This window comes from Paludibaculum fermentans, from assembly GCF_051172195.1.
Classification (GTDB): Bacteria; Acidobacteriota; Terriglobia; order Bryobacterales; family Bryobacteraceae; genus Paludibaculum; species Paludibaculum fermentans_A.
Genome location: NZ_JBPJAQ010000001.1, coordinates 6,554,804 through 6,574,661, shown reverse-complemented (window position 1 = coordinate 6,574,661; position 19,858 = coordinate 6,554,804). Strand labels below are relative to the sequence as shown.

11 protein-coding genes are annotated in these 19,858 nt (G+C 62.2%); 8 read left to right on the top strand and 3 right to left on the bottom strand.

Translation table 11 applies throughout. The features are described from left to right. Window positions 1-166: 166 nt before the first annotated feature. Window positions 167-1,102: a branched-chain amino acid transaminase gene (locus tag ACR9Y2_RS26385; RefSeq protein ID WP_435044721.1), complete on the bottom strand. Its 936-nt coding sequence runs from the start codon at window positions 1,100-1,102 to the stop codon at window positions 167-169. Between the two features lie 37 nt (window positions 1,103-1,139). On the opposite strand from ACR9Y2_RS26385, the gene ACR9Y2_RS26380 reads away from it, so the two are divergent. The 4 genes from ACR9Y2_RS26380 to ACR9Y2_RS26365 all read left to right on the top strand — a co-directional run bounded on the left by ACR9Y2_RS26380 (window position 1,140) and on the right by ACR9Y2_RS26365 (window position 6,289). Continuing rightward, on the top strand, window positions 1,140-2,516 hold the full coding sequence (locus ACR9Y2_RS26380; protein ID WP_435044720.1) for a M48 family metalloprotease: 1,377 nt from the start codon (window positions 1,140-1,142) through the stop codon (window positions 2,514-2,516). An 11-nt stretch (window positions 2,517-2,527) separates the two neighbouring features. Further along, a complete protein-coding gene (locus ACR9Y2_RS26375) occupies window positions 2,528-3,169 on the top strand; it encodes an HAD family hydrolase (protein WP_435044719.1) in 642 nt (213 codons plus the stop codon). 73 nt (window positions 3,170-3,242) lie between these two features. After that, window positions 3,243-3,605 (top strand): PadR family transcriptional regulator, encoded by a 363-nt coding sequence (locus ACR9Y2_RS26370; protein WP_435044718.1) that lies wholly within the window; start codon window positions 3,243-3,245, stop codon window positions 3,603-3,605. Further along, window positions 3,602-6,289: an ADOP family duplicated permease gene (locus ACR9Y2_RS26365; RefSeq protein WP_435044717.1), complete on the top strand. Its 2,688-nt coding sequence runs from the start codon at window positions 3,602-3,604 to the stop codon at window positions 6,287-6,289. The genes ACR9Y2_RS26370 and ACR9Y2_RS26365 overlap by 4 nt, the downstream gene beginning before the upstream one ends. 75 nt (window positions 6,290-6,364) lie before the next feature. Here the strand turns inward: ACR9Y2_RS26365 and ACR9Y2_RS26360 are convergent, their stop codons facing one another. Together ACR9Y2_RS26360 and ACR9Y2_RS26355 are read right to left on the bottom strand one after the other, a co-directional pair. Beyond that, complete coding sequence (locus tag ACR9Y2_RS26360) at window positions 6,365-9,388, bottom strand: SBBP repeat-containing protein (protein ID WP_435044716.1); 3,024 nt, start codon at window positions 9,386-9,388, stop codon at window positions 6,365-6,367. Window positions 9,389-9,675: 287 nt separating this feature from the next. Then, window positions 9,676-12,288 (bottom strand): DUF6600 domain-containing protein, encoded by a 2,613-nt coding sequence (locus tag ACR9Y2_RS26355; RefSeq protein WP_435044715.1) that lies wholly within the window; start codon window positions 12,286-12,288, stop codon window positions 9,676-9,678. A gap of 104 nt (window positions 12,289-12,392) precedes the next feature. Here ACR9Y2_RS26355 and ACR9Y2_RS26350 point away from each other — a divergent pair, with 104 nt between their 5' ends. The 4 genes from ACR9Y2_RS26350 (at window position 12,393) to ACR9Y2_RS26335 (ending at window position 19,721) form a co-directional block, all read left to right on the top strand. Next, the gene (locus ACR9Y2_RS26350) at window positions 12,393-14,645 is read left to right on the top strand and encodes a hypothetical protein (RefSeq protein ID WP_435044713.1); all 2,253 of its coding nucleotides are present in this window, start codon (window positions 12,393-12,395) and stop codon (window positions 14,643-14,645) included. Window positions 14,646-14,692: 47 nt separating this feature from the next. Further along, a complete protein-coding gene (locus ACR9Y2_RS26345; protein ID WP_435044712.1) occupies window positions 14,693-16,531 on the top strand; it encodes an Nramp family divalent metal transporter in 1,839 nt (612 codons plus the stop codon). A gap of 134 nt (window positions 16,532-16,665) precedes the next feature. After that, window positions 16,666-17,205 (top strand): hypothetical protein, encoded by a 540-nt coding sequence (locus tag ACR9Y2_RS26340; protein ID WP_435044711.1) that lies wholly within the window; start codon window positions 16,666-16,668, stop codon window positions 17,203-17,205. After that, the gene (locus tag ACR9Y2_RS26335; RefSeq protein ID WP_435044710.1) at window positions 17,202-19,721 is read left to right on the top strand and encodes a matrixin family metalloprotease; all 2,520 of its coding nucleotides are present in this window, start codon (window positions 17,202-17,204) and stop codon (window positions 19,719-19,721) included. Before ACR9Y2_RS26340 ends, ACR9Y2_RS26335 begins: the two co-directional genes overlap by 4 nt. Window positions 19,722-19,858 lie beyond the last annotated feature (137 nt).

Below are 19,858 nucleotides of genomic sequence, written 5' to 3'. Positions count from 1 at the left end.
GCGGATTTTCCTGTTGAAAAGGGGGCAGAGGCAGGTGGAAAAGCCTTCCCACAAGGGGGGTGAACCCACTAGAGTGAAGACTGTTCGGCCGCGAGCCAAGTCCACAAAAGAAAATCTCGGGGGAGGTTGACATTGGGATCGGGTTCGCGGCCCGAATCATGTTTGGCTACTGTGCTTCCACGGGCTGGGGCACCGGAGTGAGCCAGCCGTGCTTGTCTTCCGACTTGCCTTCGACGAGCTCAAAGAAAGCCCGCTGGATCTTCTCCGTGATCGGTCCGCGATGGCCCATGCCAATCTGGATACGGTCGACCGAACGGATGGGCGTGACTTCGGCAGCCGTGCCCGTGAAGAACACTTCGTCGGCGATGTAGAGCATTTCGCGGGGGATCACTGTCTCCACGATCGGGAGGCCCAGATCCTGCGCGATGGTCACCACGGTGTCCCGTGTGATGCCCGGCAGTACGCTGGAACCCAGCGGCGGCGTGTGAATCTTGCCGTCGCGGATCACGAAGATGTTCTCGCCCGAGCCTTCGCTCACGCGGCCCTCGCTGTCGAGCGCAATGCCTTCGGCGTACCCGTTGTGGTGCGCCTCCATGCGGATCAACTGCGAGTTCATGTAGTTTGCGCCGGCCTTGGCCAGTGTCGGCAAAGTATTGGGCGCAATCCGGTTCCAGGACGAGATGCAGACATCCACACCGTCGGCCATGGCGTCATCGCCCAGGTACTTGCCCCATTCCCAGCAGGCCAGATAGACCTCGGTGGGATTGTTGGCGGGCAGCACCCCCACGCCGCCGTAGCCGCGCAGGATAATGGGACGTATGTAGCAGGAACGAAGCTTATTGACGCGTACAAGTTCGATCTGAGCCTCCACCAGAAGGTCCAGGGAGAAGTCTACTGGAACCCGGTAGATCCGGGCTGAATCCAATAGGCGGCGGGTGTGCTCACGAAGGCGGAATATGGCAGGTCCGTTCAGAGTCTCATAGCAACGAACACCCTCGAATACCGAGCTGCCGTAGCTAACGACATGCGACAAGACGTGAATCTTCGCTTCATCCCAGCCAATGAAGCGCCCGTTGTGCCATATTTTTTCTGTAGGCGTCATAGAATCATTATGCCAGCATCGAAAGGAGAGGGTGCCGATGCGTAGACGTTTGATTGTTGTATCCCTGTTCACCGCGGTGGTCCTGCTGGCTGCCGGACAGAAGAAACTGCCTAAGCCCAGCTGGCCGAACTTCTTCAGCAAAGAGCAGGACGTCCAGATGGGGCGCGAATACGCCCAGCAGGTCGAGCAGCAGATGACCATTGTCCAGAACAAGGAGCTGACCGACTACATCAACAAGATTGGCGATCGCCTGGTGAAACAGGGCGGTCTGGACGACTACCCCTACTTCTTCAAAGTGGTCCAGGAACCCAGCATCAACGCCTTTGCCCTGCCTGGCGGACCCATGTTCGTCCATACCGGCCTCATCAAGGCGGCCGATAACGAGGCCCAGATCGCCGGTGTACTCGCGCACGAACTTTCCCACGTCGTCCTGCGCCATGGCACCAATCAGGCCTCCAAGGCCCAGCTCATCCAGTTGCCCGCCATGCTCGCTGGAGTCGTCGCCGGAGGTACCTTGGCCGGCCAGCTCGCCCAGCTCGGCATCGGCCTCGGCGCCAACTCCGTCCTCCTGAAATTCTCGCGCGGCGCCGAAAGTGACGCCGATCTGCTGGGCGCCCATACAATGGCCAAGGCCGGCTACAACCCCCTCGAACTGGCTCGCTTCTTCGAGAAGCTCGAAGCCGAGATGGGTAAATCCGGCAGCAGCAAGTTCTCGCAGTTCATGTCGGATCACCCGAATCCGGGCAATCGCGTCAAAGCCATCGAAGACCAGTTACCTTACATGGCGCGTGGTCCGTACAGTTCGCAGGCCGGCGACCTGAAGAAGATGCAGGCCTTCGTCGACGGGCTGCCGGCGGCGCCGAAAAAGGTGGCCAAAGGGCAGGGAAGTAGCGCCGGCGCCTCTGCCCCCGCACAGTTGCCCAACGCCCAGAAACCCACCAGCGTCCCGGTTTCCTCCACCATGAAGACCGCCCAGGCCAACGGGCTCAGCCTCTCTTACCCCTCGAACTGGCAGGAGACCACTGAACAGAACTCGCTTACCCTGGCGCCGGCCGAAGGTCGCGTCCAGTCCTTCATCGGCTACGGCGTGATGGTGAATGTCGCCCAGGCGCCGTCCGGCCAGAAGGTGGACCTCCAGGGGGATACCCAGAAACTGCTGCAAGGCATGGCCCAGCAGAATGCCGGGATGAAGGTGGTAGAACAGCCGCAGCAGGTCACCATCGGCGGAGCCAAGGCGCTGGTGACCAAGCTTGGCTCCGATTCGCCCTATGCGGGCACCAAGGAAGTCGACATTGTGGTGACCATCGACCGGGGCTCGTCCCTCCACTACCTGGTCTTCGTGTCACCGGAACCGGATTATGCGAAATTGGAGCCGGTCTTCCAGCAGATGACGCGGTCGATCCGCTTCCAATAGTGCTTCAAGAGATGCATTCACAAATAGAAGCTATCCTCTTCGATTTCGATGGGGTTCTAGCTGACACTGAACCACTTCACTGGTCGTGCTGGAACGAAGCTCTCCAGACCCTGGGTGTCTCTATCACCTGGGAAGCTTACAGCGCACACTGTATTGGTATCTCGGACAAGGCCTTCCTGGAGGCTCTGGGCCGGGTTTCCACTCCACCTCGCTCATTGGATGAACTGTGGCCTACTTATCCATTGAAAAAGAAGCTATTTGCAGAGCGAGCAACCCGCGGCGGATTGATCTCAGCGGAGACCAAGGCGCTACTCGAAGAGCTGCACTCCATTCCACTTGCTGTGGTTACTTCCAGTGCTACTTCAGAGATTCGCGCCATCCTGGAGACAGAAAAGGTCTTAGACTGCTTTCAGGCGACCGTTTATGGTGACGAGGTTACAAACCTTAAACCACATCCTGAACCCTATCTGACAGCCATGCAGCGCCTAGGCGTCAGCTCGGCGATTGTGCTGGAAGATTCCGGGCCAGGCATCGCCAGCGGCCGTGCGGCTGGTTGTGAAGTGTTGGAAGTGAAGCACGCCAGCGATGTGCCTGCTCTGCTACGAGCCCGGTTGAACGGCCAACTCAGCCTGCCGGCCAGCCTTTTGGAGTAGCCCGGCCGTTTTGTTACACGGACTCCTGTTGCTTTCCCAATAGAGAAGCATTAGGCTTCTTGTTGGTTACCCAATGGAGAGCCCGAAGTCACAAAACCGAACGGACGTCCCGCAAGGAAGTCTCGCGCTCATGGTCCTCAAGACGCTTGAGGTCCTGGGGCCTTTGCACGGCTATGGCATCTCCCGGCGGATCAGCCAGATCAGCGGCGAGCTGCTCTTCGTCAACCAAGGGACGCTGTATCCCTTGCTCCTCAAACTCGAGCAGGAAGGGGCGATCTCATCCGCCTGGGGCACATCGGAGAACAACCGCAAAGCCCGCTACTACGAACTGACCGCCGTCGGCCGCCGCCAACTCCAGACCGAGACCGAACACTGGGACCAGACGGCCGCCATCATCAGCCGCTTCTGTAAGGTGACCGCGGAGGACCTCTCGTGAGGCCCCTCCGCCGTTGGTTCGCCCGCATCGCCGGATCCCTGTCCGCTCGCCGCCACGAGCAGCGCATGCGCCAGGAGTTCGAGGCCCACCTCGAGGCCTCCACTGAGGACTACATCCTGAGCGGCCTGTCCCCGGAGGAAGCCCGCCGGCAGGCCCGAATCGACTTCGGCCCCATGGAAGCGGTCAAGGAATCCTACCGCGATCAGTTCGGACTCCCTTCGATTTCCGCCATCGGCTCCGACGTCATCTTCGGCTGGCGGCAGTTGAAAAAACACCCTCTTTCCAGCGCAACCGCGATCCTCTCGCTAGCTCTCGCGGCAGGCGCCACCACAACCGCCTTCCGGCTCGTGGACGCCCTCTTTTTGCGCAAACTGCCCGTGTCCGAACCGAACAGGCTCTTCTACCTCGAGACCACCTTTATTGACCGGGAAGGCCGTCCCGACATACTGGACGAGTTCGACTATCCCACTTTCCTCCGCTACCGCGAAACGCTGAAGAATCGAGCTGAGGTCATGGTCGTCGGGATGAGTGCCCGCCAGGAGTTGCTGTTCCGCGGTGACCAGGATTCCGAGCGAGCCTGGCGTCAGTTCGTATCGGGCAACTTCTTCACCGTCATGGGTTTGAAGCCCGCGGCCGGCAGGTTGCTGATGCCTGATGATGATCGCGCCCCGGGCGGAAGCCCGGTCGCCGTCATCTCCTACGACTACTGGACCCGCCACTTTTCGCGCGACCCCAAAGCCATCGGCAGCACCTTCCGCCTGGCTGGGGGACAGTACGAAATCATCGGCGCCGGGCCCGAGGGCTTCATTGGCACTGAGCCGGGCGAAGTCACCGATCTCTTTATACCCGCGACGATGAATGTCCAGGCCCTGAACAGCCCGGGTTGGAGCTGGTTCCGCGCCTGGCTGCGCCCCCTCCCGGGCATCACCGCGGAGCAGATCCAGCAACCCCTACAGCAGGTGTTCACTGAGGAGCAGAAAGGGCGCATCAGTACGCTCCACACCGGCACGCCGCAACACGAGATCGACAGGATGCTCAGCCAGCGGATCCTCGTGCAACCCGCCGGTTCCGGCGCTTCGCACTTGCAGCGGCAATACCGCCAGCCGCTCTACATCCTCAGCGGACTGGTGATGCTGGTCCTGCTGGTCGCCTGTGCCAACGTAGCCAGCCTGCTGACGGCCCAAGCCGAAGCCCGGGCCAGGGAACTGGCATTGCGGGTTTCCATCGGCGCCGGCCGCGGCCGCTTGCTGCAACTCCTCTTTGTTGAGAGCCTGATGATCTCCATTGCAGCTGCCGGCCTTGGTATGATCTTCGCGGCTTGGGGTGCCCCGGCTGTCACCTCCATGCTGCGTGTGCCCGCCGACCCGGTGCGGATGGTGCTCCAGACAGGCTGGCGCGAGCTGGTATTCAGCCTTGGCCTGGCGTTGACCGTAACTGTACTGTTCGGCCTGGTTCCGGCTCTGCGTGCCTCCGCGGCCGATCCCATCCAGGCGCTAAAAGGTACGCGCACACGGCAATCGCGCCGCCCCTTAATGCATACGCTCCTGGCCTGCCAGGCAGCCTTCAGCGTCCTGGTCTTGTTCATCGCGGGCCTCTTTGTCTCCACCTTCCAAAGCCTGTCGAACCGGCCCATCGGCTTTTCGCCGCAGCGTGTCCTGGTGCTTGGCACCAGCGCGGCCAGCCGGCCTGACTGGTCGGCGATCGCCGATAGGATCCGGGAGATGCCCGGTGTGACCTCGGCCACGGCAGCGGGCTGGCCGCTGTTGTCGAACAACCACTGGACGGCCACTGTCCGACTGCCGGGCCGCTCCGACGAAACGAAGCCACCTTACTTTCTGGGTGTCACGCCCGGATTCTTCGACACCATGCGGATCGGCATGATCAGCGGCCGGGACTTCCGCCCGGGCGACGAAACCCCGCGGCTCGACGAGCAGAATCGGGTTGTGGCGGGGACCGGCATCGTGAATGAGATGTTTGCCAGGGTCTACTTCAACGGGGGCAACGCGACCGGAAGGGTGGTCCACATGCTGCAAGGCAAGGACAAGCTCGTACCGGTGGAGATCCTGGGCGTCGTGCGCGACGCCGCGTACGGTGACCTGCGCGAGGCGATCCGGCCCACCGTCTTTGTGCCCATCGGCAAACGCACCAACGCCACTCTGCTGGTTCGCACTTCCACCGACCCCTTGGCTGCGGCGCCCAGCCTGCGGAGAGCCATTGCGAGCGGGCAGTCGGGCCTGCGCGTCCGGAACATCGAACTCCAGGAGAGCTTCGTCCAATGGCATCTGGTGCGAGAACGCCTCCTGGCCAGCCTGTCGGGATTCTTCGCACTCGTGGCCTTGATTCTGGCGGCCATCGGACTCTATGGTGTCCTGAACTCATCGGTAACATCGCAGCGCCGCGAAATAGGAATCCGCATCGCATTAGGTGCCCAGGGGGCCGAGGTGGTGAAAGCGGTCACCGGCCGCGCTGCCTGGATGTTGACACTGGGTGGAACCGCGGGTGTCGTGGCCGGCATAGCCAGCTCGCGTTTGATCGAGAAGCTTCTATACAACGTGAAAGCAACCGATCCATCGGCCGTTGTGGTGCCAATCATGATTCTGGCCGTCACCGCAGCGATTGCAGGATTGCACCCAGCGTTGAGGGCTGCCCGGACAGATCCAGCCGAAACCCTACGAAGCGAGTAGGGTCCATCGCCTCCCATACTCAACTTCCGATAATCGTTATTATGTCAACTCGTGACAAGCCGCGAATACAGAGGTCTATTCCTCAACGCCCGGCTCCGAGTCGACCGGACGCGCAGCCACCCGGATAGGAACTACCCCCGCCGAGAGCGGTCCGACTTGCACCGATACAAAGTGATCGCCTTCGTACAGCTCTGGGATTTGCACCCACACGTCCAGCACGCCAGCTTCGCTGGTGCTCATCTGGGCGCTAAGGACAGTGAGTGGCTTTTGGCCGGTGTACGCCGTGACCGGCAGGATCGGCTTGGATGGGTTCTCAACTGAGGCAGCCTGTCCGTCGGGGATCGCCGGCGCTACCGCACCTTGTCCGGTAACACGGACCAGAATGCGGTCACCCGTGTGCACGGGATTATCGGGCGTTATCTGTGAGCCGTCCTCCTTGCGAGCATAGTTGCCATTGTCTACTCGCTGATCAAGGATCTGCGGCCGTGCGGCCACCAACTGAACCTCCGCTTCGGCCACCTCCTGGCCATTTGTGTCGAGGGCACCCAAGTGGTGCGAGCCCGGCGCGAGGCCCGCCGGCATCTGCAGAATAAACGTCCCGCCCGCATACGACCGCGCCGGTACCGGTTGCCCCTCCAGCACGAAGAAGTAACCGGCGAGACTGGGAGCCAGCGCCCACGCGTCGGCCTGCTCCGGGGTCTCCGGAATCACTCCAGCCATCAACCTGGGTAACCCGGCGACGAACAACGCTCCCGGAGCCACTCCATTCTCCGGAGTGACGGACGATGCATCCTTGGTGTTCATCGAATTGACCGACAACGAGCCAGTGAATCCGCCCAGGATGACGTCCGCTGTAATATCAACGAACCCAACCCCGCGGTTCCCCGATCGAAACTGGATGCTTTGGTGCCAGGTGGTTGAGACATCGCGTGGCGGTGTGGTGGTAATGGTCATATCCAGGGGCGTGGTTCCGGCGGAAGGGCTGACCTTGATCCAATCAGGAATGGGGTCGGTGGTGAAATCGAGCGGGGCTCCGTCGGTGCTGTCCAGATGGAGGGTAACGCTGCTGGTTGGCTGGTCGTCGGTGAGATGGAGATTCCAGAATTGCGGTGATTGGGCCAGCACCGGGAGCGCTGCCGGTGCCGCTCCAATTCGAAAATACACGCTGGCCGTCGGTAGCGAACCCTGCCACGGCAACGAGTCCTGACTGGTCATCTGGAAGGAAACGGAATACAACCTGGGTGCTAGGCCAGCGCCATTGGCGGTGAAGCGGACTTCGGCCGGGGTTGTGCCGGGCACGCCTTCCATCGTGAGCCAGGCAGGCACGGAACCGAAAGGCTGCATGCCGAAGCGGACCTGGGCTTCGGTCGAACCTCCAAAGAGGTCTTTCACCGCTGGACTTGAGATGCGCAGGGTACCCGAAACCGGGGGCGCGTCGGGACTGTCGGCCGCAAGTTGCACCAGTCCCGGAGCCATAGGAGACGAGAAGGCGGCCGGATCAAACGCAAAATTGATGAGGGAAAATCGCTCTCGAACCGGGATGACTACCAAGCCATCCTGGGCGCCCGGGGCGAAGACGAACAGGCGGTCCCTCAGGTCGCCGGCAGACGGATGCAGATGGAGTTCCAACGGGGTATTGCCCTGCTCCGGCTCCACTTTGATGTAGTCACCGCCCTGGATGAGGACAGGCAGTGACTTGTCGCCCGTCCGGACCTGGAGGCTCTCGGGCCAATTGCCCGTGGGGCCGTCCGCGCCAAACCAACTATACAGTTCCAGAGCCCCGGCGTTCACATCGAGGCGTGGCGCCTCAGGCACATCGGCGTCCACTGCCGTGAACCACACGTCGCCCTTGCCGCCGGTCCCGATGGGGCTGAGATTCGGGCTGGTCAACGGCCCATTGGCGCCGGCCAACGCAAACCGTGGACCGGAACTGCCGCAACGCGGCTGGGCTGCAAATGCAGCAATGCTGGTGCTGAGCAGCGTCCCTCCGTCAGGACTGACTCGCGACAACCGGTCGGCATAGAGATTCGGGGACTGGTTCTTCATCCGCTCCACCGTCATCACCGACACACCGTCCCCGCCTACGCCCAGGCATACGGCATCGTCGGCACCCGGCAGGAACGTACTAAACAGCAACTCGCGGCCATCCGGAGTCAGTTTCGCCAGGAAGCCGCGAGGCATGGCGGAGAGACTGTCCAGCGCGCCCTCTGTCGTAGGAAACGGATCGCGGGAACCCCACCCTGTCGACGACCGCGAGATTCCGCCGATGAAGATGGACCCCTCGGCATCCAGTGCGATGACCGAACCGGAATCGCTGCCGTAGCCGCCGAAGAGCTCGGCGAAGACCACACGGGCGCCATCCGGGCTGAGCTTCAGCAGGAAGACGTCGTCGGCCGTAGTGTCACCCTCCGCGGCTCGCTCCCGCGGCAAGGTGTCCTGCGTCACCGGAAAACCGCGGGCATCAGCAGATCCCGTCAGATAGGCGTTTCCTTCCGGATCCACGGCGATGGCTTTCGGTTTCGCGGAGGCGTAGTTCTCGCCCGATGGCAGGTAGGTGCCGTAAAGAATCGCACTGCCCGCCGCGTTGACTTTCACCACAAATGCACCGTACCCATTCGGCTTAAAGGCGCCCGGAGTGGTGGCTGCCCCGGTATTGCTGCCTGTAACGAACGCGTTACCGGAGGAATCCATGGCCAGCCCCCCTGGCGGAATCGACCCTGAACCCGAGCAACCAAGCCGCGTGGAATAGACCAGCTTGGATCCGGACGGTTCCAACTTAAGGAGAAAACAAAAGCCCTCTTTGACGGCGGCGCCTTCGGTCGTCGGCATCTCGCTGCTGATCCCGGCAACAAAGACCGAGCCGTCCGGTCCCAAGGCGATGGCGGCTGGCTCTCCCTTGCCGAGTAAAACGCTATAGACCAGCGTCGATCCGGATGGATCGAGTTTCGCCACAAATCCGCTGGAAGTTGATGCGGCCGGAGATGCGCCGAACGTGGTGGTAACGGGAAAATCGGCGGAGCTCGTGCTACCCGTTAGGTACACGTTGCCCGCCTGGTCAGTGGTGACGGCGGCTACCGAATCGATCGCGGAACCGCCCAACACATTCGCGTACCGGATGACCGGCCGGATCGTTTGCGGCCAAGCGGGGCCAACAAAAACCAGACAAGTGAGCCATAATGCGCGCCAAGCCGGGCGGAACCTGCACGAAAACCGGAAGGTAGAATTCTCTGGCGAGGCGAAATCCGGCGGCGGTTTCATAGGAAATCACATCATAGCGCGCCGCCACACCTGCATTGTCAACGAATAAGAAACGAAAAAGGGGCCGGTCCAGCAGGTTGTGCCCGCCGCCGGCCCTGAGGGAATTTCAAACTGAACCTGGAGAACTCTTACCGGCCACGGCCGCCGCTGCTGCGTCCACCGCCTCCCCCACCACTACTCCGGGAGACGCCGCCACCACCGCTGCTCCGGCCGAGGTTGCCGCTGTTGCCACTGAACCCGCCACTGCTGCGCGACCCGCCGCCGCTGCTGCGAGACGAACCGAAACTCGGCGCACTCGACGCCTGCCGGCTGGATCCCATTCCAAACCGGCCACTGTTCCCGCTATACGAAGTCGAGTCGCTGGTCGACGGCCGGCTCGCCCCCATGCCGAAACTGCCGCTGTTCCCACTGAACGATCCGCCGCCAGCCACCCCGTTTGAACCCGAACCAAAGCTGGAACTGGCCGCTTCATTCCGGCCGCTGGCAAAGCCCGCCGCCTCACTGCGGCTGGAGCCCGGCGCGTTCCCACTCGCCATTGGTTCGGAGTCGGAATCGGAATTGCCCTTCCCGCCGCTCCGGCTGGGCGAAGCCTGACGGGATCCACCGCCGCCGCTGCCGCGATCGCCCGACGAAGCTGGCGCACTGCGAGGCGCTTCCGTCCTGGGTGACTCGCTTCGGCTGCCGCCGCCGCTCGAAGGCCGCGACGACTCCACCCTCGGTGTCGATTCACTGCGGGACGACCCACCCGATGACATGCGGCCCGAATCATTGCTCCGCGGCGTTTCCGACCGGCTTGATCCGCTGCCGGTCGACCAGCGCGGTGACGGCGACGCCTGCCTGGAAGAATCCACACTCCTGGACGAATCCACACTCCGCGAAGATCCGCCCGATTCGGAGGTGCGGCCCGTCGACTGCTCGGCTCTCGTCCGGCTGCCCGGATCGCCAAACCTCTGCCATCCGCCCGTACTCGTCCGGTTAGAATCCTGCTCCGCTGGCCGCGTGTTGGCAGGTTCTGCCGTCCGGCTCGCACTGCCGGTGGTTTCGGACACTGTATGCGAGCTCATCCTCGGATCGCCAAACCGTTGCCACTCATTCCCGGCGCCCTGCGATTTCTGGCCAGAGCCATTGGGATCAGTGGTTTGCCGCCACCCGCGGCCTTCCGCCGCAGGCGACCGGGTCTCCTGGTTCACCCCGCCCCGCGAAGGTTCGGCCGCCGTGGCCGACCGTCCGGCATTCGCCCTTGATTCCATCCCGCGTGTCGCAACATGTTCTAACGTCTGGCGTTGTGTCTCGAAGGGCACCCGCTCCACCCGCGGAGCGGCCCTTCTGGTGTAGAAACGTTCCTGGGTCGTCGCCGCGGTCCGGCTCTGTACGTAACCGGAGTTCACCTCGCGGTCGCTCCATCGCAGGCTTTCCCGTGTCGGGGCCACGGGCACCGCGCCCCGCGCCATGTCAGCGCGGCTTAACTCCGCGGCCCCGGCGCGCATCGGCCGTCCGGCATAGCCGCGGCTGAAGTCGCTGCCATTCACTACCGTGACGCCGTTCTCAATCCGCGAGTTGCGGTACACGTTCGTCACATTGATGTTGCTCACATAAGTCGCACGGTTGTAGAAGCTGCCCGGATTGCGGTAGTTCCCGTAGTAGCCGCGGCCCCACCAGCGGTGCACGGGCTCAAACGGAGCCAGCGGAATCCAGCCCACCGCACCCCAGCCGACGCCCACACCGGCGTTGAATCCGCCCCAACTGTTCCAGCCCACGAAGCCCACCAGCGCCGGACTCCAATGATGACGGGCGCCTACGCGCGCACCCGGATACCAGCACCAGCGGCCGCCGGCATTGTACCAGCGTCCATAGTGGTAAGGCGCCCAACCCCAGGGATCGTAGCTAATCCACGACCATCCGTAATAGTCCATCCAGCCCCAACGGCCAAAACGGTAAGGCGCCCAGCCGGCGGCCACATACGGTCTCCACGACCAGCCATAGGGGGCGATATCCACCCATTCCCCATAGCCATCCAGATCTTCGGCGCCGTATACGTCACGGCTTACATATTGATAAGTGCTCGTCGAGGTACGCGAAAGGTCACGATCTCGCTGCTCATTGAACTGATCCCACTCGTCCTTCGGGATCGCTCCGATGAACTGGTATTCACTGTCAGTGGAGTCGCCCCGCACCTGCATCGTCCGTCCGGGACGCAGTTTCTGCACACCCTTCGCGGAGGCGATGTCGGCTTCCCCGCTCCGGACTGTAAACTCGGCCACTCCGTCAGGATTCACGGAGATCCTGTAATTGCCATTAGACAAAGGCCGAAGCGCGGCGGCGGGCGTCGAGATCTCGATCTGGGCATCGCTGCCCTTCAAGGCGCTGAAAGTCACCAGGCCGCGAGCCACTTGGATCTGATACAGCCCCTGGTCCAATTGGGAGAGCCGGATCTCGGTGTCGGCCGCCAGCCGGATGCGGTTGTAGAAGTCGAGCTGAACCTCGGCTCGGGCGCCCGGGCCCGTCATCACGCGGTCTTCCGCCAGCAAGGGAGCGTTGATTGCCGCGGCCACCCAATCGCCGGAGTCGCCGCGTCGCACGGATACATCCCCATTTAGTAGACTTACGCGCGCCACACCCCGGCCGGGACCCTCCGCTGCTTCGTCTTCCTGCTGTCCGGGAGGCGGACCTTCCTGCTGTGCCATAGCGGTGCCACTGAACAACATGCCCGGTATGATCAGTGCCAGCAGCCAGCGTTTCATGCCTCGAGGTTCCTTTGCCCTCATTTCCCCATTATGCAATCTGTCATCCAAAACACAACTCACTGATTTCGCTATAATTACGTCGACGCGCCGGAGTCCGCGGCATGGCCGAAAACCACCACCTTGATCCAGAACCACCACTTTCCGGAAGTGCTCCCGGGGATTTAAGCCGTTGGGCGGCCGCCGTTCTGCTCATCGCCGTCATCACTGGCTTCTACTGGCGCCTGGTTTTCACCGATCAATACACCTGGCTGGCCGGCGAGGATACCGCCTCCCAAGTGTTGCCGTGGTTCCAATTCGAGGCCGGCGAGTGGCACAAAGGCCACATCCCATTGTGGGATCCCAACATGTTCGGCGGGCAGCCGTTGTTGGCCCAGGCGCAGCCCGGTGTCGCTTACCCGTTGAATTGGCTGCTCTTTTCCCTGCCCCTGCGCGACGGCTGGATCAAGCAGATCCACCTGCACTGGTATTTCGTCATCATCCACCTGATGGCGGCGTGGTTTGCGTACAAGCTGTGCCGCGAACTCTCCTGCCGCCGCCTCGCGTCCGTCTTTGGAGCCGCCGTCTTTTCGCTTTCCGGCTGGCTGGGCGTCAACGAGTGGCCGCAAATGATCAATGGAGCCGTGTGGGCGCCCTTGGTCTATCTATATATGATCCGCGTGATGCGCGGGTGCCGGCCGTGGGTCAATTCCATCCTGGCCGGGTTCTTTCTCGGCATGGCTTGGCTCAGCGGCCACCACCAGATCCCCATCTTTCTCTCCCTCAGCTGCGCCGCTTCCTGGATCTGGTTCCTGTCCTCCCGGCTTCGCGTGAATCCGCGCCAGTGGACCGCCGCATTCCTGTTGTTCTGGGGCCTGGCCATTTCCACAGCCGCCGTCCAGATCCTGCCTGCGCAGGAATACGGCAAGCTTTCCGTCCGCTGGGTGGGCGCGCCGGATGTCGTGACCTGGGACCAGAAGGTGCCCTATACAGTCCACATGCAGTACAGTTTGAACCCGGCCGCAATTCTGGGAGTGATCTTCCCGGGGTGGAACATCCACTCGGATCCATTCGTGGGCGTCGCCGCGCTGTGCCTGGCACTGCTCGCGATCGCGTTGGTGTGGAGGCGCTGGGAGACCCGGCTGTTCGCCGCAATCGCCCTGGGCGGTTTGCTGTACTCCCTGGCTAACTATAACGCGCTGCACGGGTTAATCTACAGCCTGCTGCCGGTGGTGGACAAGGCGCGCAGCGCTTCCATGGCCATCTTCCTGTTCGGTTTCGGAGCCTCCATCCTCTCCGCATTGGGTTTGAATGCCCTGTTTAGCGAACAGGCCAGTCCGTGGCTGCGGCGTGCCGCCATCACCGCCACCGGCCTGGGCGTGCTTGTCTTTGCCACCCGCTTCGCCCTCATCAGCGTGCAGGGGATGCCGGGTGCGAACGGGGAACAGCGCAGCCTGATGACCGGCCTGGCCGCCCTGTTGCTTGCCTTGTGGTTGCAAGGGTTGCGCCACCACCAGATGGGCTGGCGCGCCGCCGCGCTCTGCGCGCTGCTGTTGTTTGTCGTGGAAGTCAGCAGCCAGAACAGCTTCTACCTGCCGCATGTCTTTGAGAAAGAACGTCTGGCGCGCCTCAATTCGCTGAAGGAGCACGGCGATATTGCCCGCTTCCTGCGCCAGCAGCCTGGACTGCCGCGAGTCGATATCGACAGCAACCTGATCGCCTACAATTTCGGCGACTGGTATGGGATTCCGCAGGCGGGTGGGTACCTCGCCAGCCTGACCCAAAACGTCCAGAATCTGGGAACGCATGAACCAGTGGTAAAGCGCCTGCTGGGCATTTCCTACGCCGTGGGCAAAGAGCCCACGCAGTTCCAAAAAGATGAGGTCTTCACCGGCTCGTCGGGGCTGAAAGTCTTCCACAATCCAGACGTTTTGCCGCGTGCCTTTGTGGTACATCAGTTGACGCAGGTGTCCGACCGTACACAGTACCTGGCCGAGCTGAACAACATTTCAGCGGACCTGGGCAAAAAGGCCTTCGTTTCCACTGCCCCGCCCCCATTGGCGCAGTGCGGCGGCGTGGATGAAGTCTGGATTCGGTCGTACTCGTCCGGCAGCATTGCGTTGGCGGCCACCTTGCCCTGCCGCGGCATGGTTGTGCTGGCCGACACCTACTTCCCGGGTTGGGTGGCGAAAGTGGATGGCAAAACGACACCCATTTATGAGGTCGACGGGCTGGTCCGCGGAGTGGTTTGCGACGGCGGCACACACAACATTGAGTTTGTTTACCGCCCGACCAGTGTGATGCTGGGCGGTGCGTTGTCGTTCGGTTCCCTGCTGGCTGCTTTGGCCGCGCTCGTGATTACCAAACGAACCCGGTAAGGCCCATGCTGCGTGCGGGTTAGTTTTAGGCTAGACTAAATTCAACCATGGACTCGTCCGGGACACAGTCTCTTTCAGAGGTTCATTCTTCAGTCACCACTGCCCACCCGTCGATCTGGCGGCGCATGTTCGCATTCGCCGGACCCGCCTATCTTGTCAGCGTCGGCTACATGGATCCAGGCAATTGGGCAACCGACATCGAGGGCGGCGCCCGTTTCGGATACCAATTGCTGTGGGTTCTGCTGCTGTCGAATGCGATGGCGATCCTGCTGCAAACCCTCAGCGCCCGTCTCGGCATTGTCACCGGCCGCGATCTGGCCCAGGCGTGCCGCGAGGCGTATCCCAAGCGTGTCTCCTATGCTCTCTGGATCCTGTGCGAGATCGCCATTGCCGCCTGCGACCTGGCGGAACTGCTGGGCGCGGCGATCGGCCTCAGCCTGTTGTTCAAGCTCCCGCTGATCGCTGGAGTCCTGCTTTCCACGCTGGACGCGCTGCTGGTCCTGTGGTTTAACCGCTACGGCATCCGCGTGATCGAGAGCATCATCCTGGCCTTTGTCACCATCATTGGCGGCTGCTTCCTGTTTGAAGTGCTGCTGGCCAAGCCGAACTTTCACGAAGTTGCCTTGGGTTTGATCCCCCGCTTGAACGACCAGAGTCTCTACGTCGCCATCGGCATTCTGGGGGCGACCGTCATGCCCCACAATCTCTACCTGCATTCGTCGCTCGTGCAGACCCGCACCATTGGCAAGGGGGACAAGGACAAGCGTTCCGCCTGCAAGTACAACCTGATCGACTCGGTTGTCGCCTTGAACGGAGCGCTGCTGGTGAATGCCGCGATCCTAATCATGGCCGCCGCCACATTCTTTAAGAATGGCGTGGTGGTCAACGAAATCCAGCAGGCGCACCAGATGCTGGCTCCGCTGTTGGGCACGACTGTCGCGGGTGCTGTTTTCGCCATCGCGCTGATCTGCTCCGGCCAGTCTTCGACCATTACCGGCACCATGGCCGGCCAGATCGTCATGGAGGGCTTCCTCGACTTCCGCATGCGCCCCTGGTTGCGGCGGTTCATCACGCGTTCCGCGGCGGTGCTGCCAGCCGTGTTCACCATCTGGTGGACCGGCGACCACGGCGCCTACAAGTTGTTGATTCTCAGCCAGGTAGTGCTCAGCCTGCAGCTTCCGTTTGCGGTCATCCCGCTCATCCGGTTTACCTCAGACAAGCGCCAGATGGGCAAGTTCACCAGCCCCGCCTGGGTCAAGACGCTGGCCTGGAGCTGTGCCGCGATTATTATTGGATTGAACCTCTGGCTGGCTTGGAATACCTTGCAGGATTGGCCGTGGTACATTTCGTTCCCGCTGGCTATGGGGCTGCTGGGCCTGCTGGGCTGGGTTGCTTTCGCGCCCTTCCGGCACGGTTCCGCGGTCCAGTTGCCGGAAGCCTCGCTCGACCTGTTAAAGCCGCCCGTCTACCGCAACATTCTCGTTCCACTGGACCACTCCAGGCTGGACCGTGTGGCGCTCAGCCACGCCACCGCCCTGGCGCGGGGCCACAACGCAAAGGTACACCTGCTGCACGTGGAAGAAGGTGTCACGAGCCAGGTCTACGGCGCCCTGGCGGAAACGGCCGAGGTGGAGAAGGGCCGCGAATACTTCTCGCAACTCAGGGCTTCCGTTGAGCAACTGGGGCTGGAAGTGGAACTGACCGTGGTCCATGCCACAGACCCCAAGTCCGCCATCGTGCGCTTCACTCGCGAATGCAAACCCGACCTGATCGTGATGGGCGCCCACGGCCATAAGGGGTTGAAGGATCTGGTCTTTGGAGCCACCATCAACGAAGTCCGTCACGCGGTTGGCGTGCCGGTGCTGGTGGTACAGGACGGCTCATAGAAATCCAGAATTGAGACAAGCTGGCCCGCCCGCTGTGTCCTCCAGACTCAGGTATGTTGGAGGGGGCATCTTAAGTAATTGATTTGATTGATCTATGAGTTGGCATGTGGCTTGCTGGTAGTAACGCAGGATCTATGCCGAGAATTCTCCAATCCGTGCTGGCGCTGCTTGTGGCAGCAGGGTTGGGTGCCACCACGCTGGAACGGCTGACCGTCGATCAGATGGTCGAGAAGTCGACGTCCATCGTGCGCGGCAAAGTGCTTTCGGCCACTCCGGTTCAACGCGGCAGTCTGATTTACACGATCTACCGCGTGCAGGTGGCGGAATGGATCAAGGGATCGTCCTCCACCAGCACCACCACCGAAGTCTACGTCCCAGGCGGAGTGATCAACGGCCGGCGCCAGAGCATTGCCGGAGCCCCCGCGCTGGAAGTGGGTGGCGAGTATGTGGTCTTCGTCTGGATAAGTCCCAGCGGGACGCCGTACATCATCGGTTTGAGCCAGGGTGTCCTTTCCGTCAGAATGAGCGCGAGCACAGCGGAGGCGGTGCTTTCGCGCGGACCAATCGAAGACGCGCAAGTGGTTGACACCAATGGTCAACCGACCACGGACTCCGGGCTCAAGATGAGCCTGGGCAGTCTGCGGTCCCGGGCGCGGCAGGCGGTGGTCCGATGAGAATGAGAAGTTGGGCGGCGGCCGCGGGTTTGGCCCTGATCTCCGGGACGCTGGCGCCGGCCTACTACCATTGGATCCGGTTCCAGTCCGGCGGCGCTCCGTATGCTCCGGTCTACGCGCACTACGATCTGAACGCTCTACAAAACAAGACAGTCCCGTTCTTTATCTCTGACAATGGCCCGACTCAGATGGCCAGCGGAGATAGTTTTGCGGCCGTGATCAGCCAGATCCGCTCCGCCGCGGCGGTGTGGAACGGTGTCGGCACGTCTGACATCAGGCTCGCGTTCGGTGGGTTGTTTACCGCCGGTACGCAGATGAACGCGCCGGGTATCCAGGTGCAGTTCTCCGACGAAATCCCGCCGGGCATGATCGCTTACGGTGTGCCGACCATCGCCAACGATGCCGTGCAGGGGGCCAGCGGGCCGTTCTATCCCATCACCGGCGCCGTGCTGATGTTGCGGAAGTCGATGGCTGCCGATCGCCCAAGTTGGGCTGAGTCGTTCTTCCTGCCGGTGGTCCACGAGTTTGGCCACACCCTCGGCCTGCAGCACACCTGGACTTCCAGCGTGATGTCGACCGAAGTGACGCGCACCACGACGAAAAGCAAACCGCTGGGCTTGGATGATATCGCGGGCATTTCTGTCCTGTACCCGAATGACAAGTTTAAGGCTACTACTGGTGTGATCACCGGGCGCGTGACCATGGGTGGAGCGGGCATGAACTTGGCTTCGGTCGTGGCACTGGCCCCGAACCGCCAGGCGATCAGCGCCCTGACCTATCCCGACGGAACCTATCGGATTGAGGGCGTGCCGGCCGGCACGTACTATGTCTACGCGCATAGCTTGCCTCCGGCCGTTCAGGGCGAGATCCAGCCGGTGAACGTGATTCTGCCGACGGATCCTTCCGGTTCCCTGATGCCCGGCGGCGCCTTTGACCTGGCTTTCGCACCGGGCACGTCGACTCCGCAGCAGCCCTATCAGGTTGCGGCCGGCCAGTCGACCGACGGCGTGAACGTTTCGGTGAATGCTCGGGCCAGCGTAAGCCTTTTCGGCGTACAGACTTACAGCTACTTCTACTACGGCGACAACAACAGCAAGTACACGGCGGTCAAGCCGGCCACCCTGCTGTTGGGCAACACGATTGGCCGCACCGTATTGACGGGCAATGGCCTGCCGGCCAATGGCGCCGGACTCACCATCACGGCCCTGAGCGCCCCTGAGACCGTTTCCACCCAGCCTTACTCGAACCCGTTCCTGATCGCTGACCTGCGGCTGAGCCCGGCTTCCGGCGAAGGTCCGCGGCACCTGCTCTTCAACTTCAACAACGAGAACTACATTCTCCCGTCAGGCGTGCAGTTTATGCAGAAGCTGCCGCCGGCCATCCAGAGCGTGACCCAGAATGCCGACCGGACACTCACCCTGGTAGGCAACAATCTGGGCGCCTCGACAGCGGTCTGGGTGGACGGTGTCAGTTCGAAGATCGTGTCAGCCCAGGATGGCAAGCTCGTCATCACGCCGCCGCCAGCGCCATCCGGCTACCGTGGTGTGCTGGGCGCCTTCAATCCGGACGGCCAGAGCTCACTCTTCATTTATGGTGTGGACTCGCCCGCCTATGTCTATGACACTCCGGCACTGGCCCAGATCAACGTAGCGCCGACGGCCGTGCCTGCCGGCACCGAGACGATCGTCGAAATCAACGGTGTGAACACTGGATTCGACAACTGGCTGCCTAGCCTCGGCATCGGCTCCAGCGACGTAACCGTACGTCAGGTCTGGGCGATGAACGCGACAAAGGCAGTGGCCGCGATCACGATCTCTTCGCAGGCGACCGCCGGACCCGCGGCGCTGACCGTCAGCAGCGGTCTTTTGCTGAACAATCTTACGGGCGGCTTCCAGATTCTGCCGAACTCCAAACCGCTGTATGTCGCGGCGTCGACCATGCCCGGAGGCGTCATCTTCCCGGGCGGCTTGGCTGTGCTGCCGATGGTGAACCTGTCGAGCACCAGGCCCACGAACGTGACGGCCGTCCTGACCGACCGGACCGGCAATGATCGCATCGCGCAGGCATATGCCACTGCAAACAGCACGATTACTGTACAGATTCCCGACGGCTTCCCCCTGGGTCCGACGATCGTGAAGCTGATCGTGGACGGCGTCAGCGCATTGCCGACGGTGATTCAGGTCGATCCTCAGCCGCCGACCATCCTGGGCGTCCAATCCATGCTCGGCACGATGGTCGCCGCTTCTTCGGGCGCTCATCCGGGCGATACCCTGCAGTTGCTGGTAGTGAACCTGGGCGACGGCGTCTCCGCCATCGACCCCAGCCGGATCTCGGTGAGTTCACCGGGCATCGTGGAACACAGCGTACAGTCCGTCTCTACCAACCCTGCCATGCTGGGCAGTTATCTGGTTCAGTTCTCGCTGGCGACCTCGACCCCGGCCGCGAGTTCCCTGCCCCTGGTGGTTTCGATCGACGGCCGGACTTCCGCCGCCTTCTACGTGACCGTCAGCAAGTAGTCACGGGCCGCTTCCAAACCCCTGAAAACCGATCCGACCGACCACTTGCAGGCATCTTAACTTGAATCCCCGCACTCGCGGCGTGCCAACGTGAGGATGGACTTGAGGGGTGTGGACCGCGCCGCGGGCGACCGCGC

What these genes read in the sequence shown, in the direction of transcription:
- ACR9Y2_RS26385 (WP_435044721.1), bottom strand. Translation starts at nt 1,102, where the DNA reads ATGACGCCTACAGAAAAAATATGGCACAACGGGCGCTTCATTGGCTGG.
- ACR9Y2_RS26380 (WP_435044720.1), top strand. Translation starts at nt 1,140, where the DNA reads ATGCGTAGACGTTTGATTGTTGTATCCCTGTTCACCGCGGTGGTCCTG.
- ACR9Y2_RS26375 (WP_435044719.1), top strand. Translation starts at nt 2,528, where the DNA reads ATGCATTCACAAATAGAAGCTATCCTCTTCGATTTCGATGGGGTTCTA.
- ACR9Y2_RS26370 (WP_435044718.1), top strand. Translation starts at nt 3,243, where the DNA reads ATGGAGAGCCCGAAGTCACAAAACCGAACGGACGTCCCGCAAGGAAGT.
- ACR9Y2_RS26355 (WP_435044715.1), bottom strand. Translation starts at nt 12,288, where the DNA reads ATGAAACGCTGGCTGCTGGCACTGATCATACCGGGCATGTTGTTCAGT.
- ACR9Y2_RS26350 (WP_435044713.1), top strand. Translation starts at nt 12,393, where the DNA reads ATGGCCGAAAACCACCACCTTGATCCAGAACCACCACTTTCCGGAAGT.
- ACR9Y2_RS26345 (WP_435044712.1), top strand. Translation starts at nt 14,693, where the DNA reads ATGGACTCGTCCGGGACACAGTCTCTTTCAGAGGTTCATTCTTCAGTC.
- ACR9Y2_RS26340 (WP_435044711.1), top strand. Translation starts at nt 16,666, where the DNA reads ATGCCGAGAATTCTCCAATCCGTGCTGGCGCTGCTTGTGGCAGCAGGG.
- ACR9Y2_RS26335 (WP_435044710.1), top strand. Translation starts at nt 17,202, where the DNA reads ATGAGAATGAGAAGTTGGGCGGCGGCCGCGGGTTTGGCCCTGATCTCC.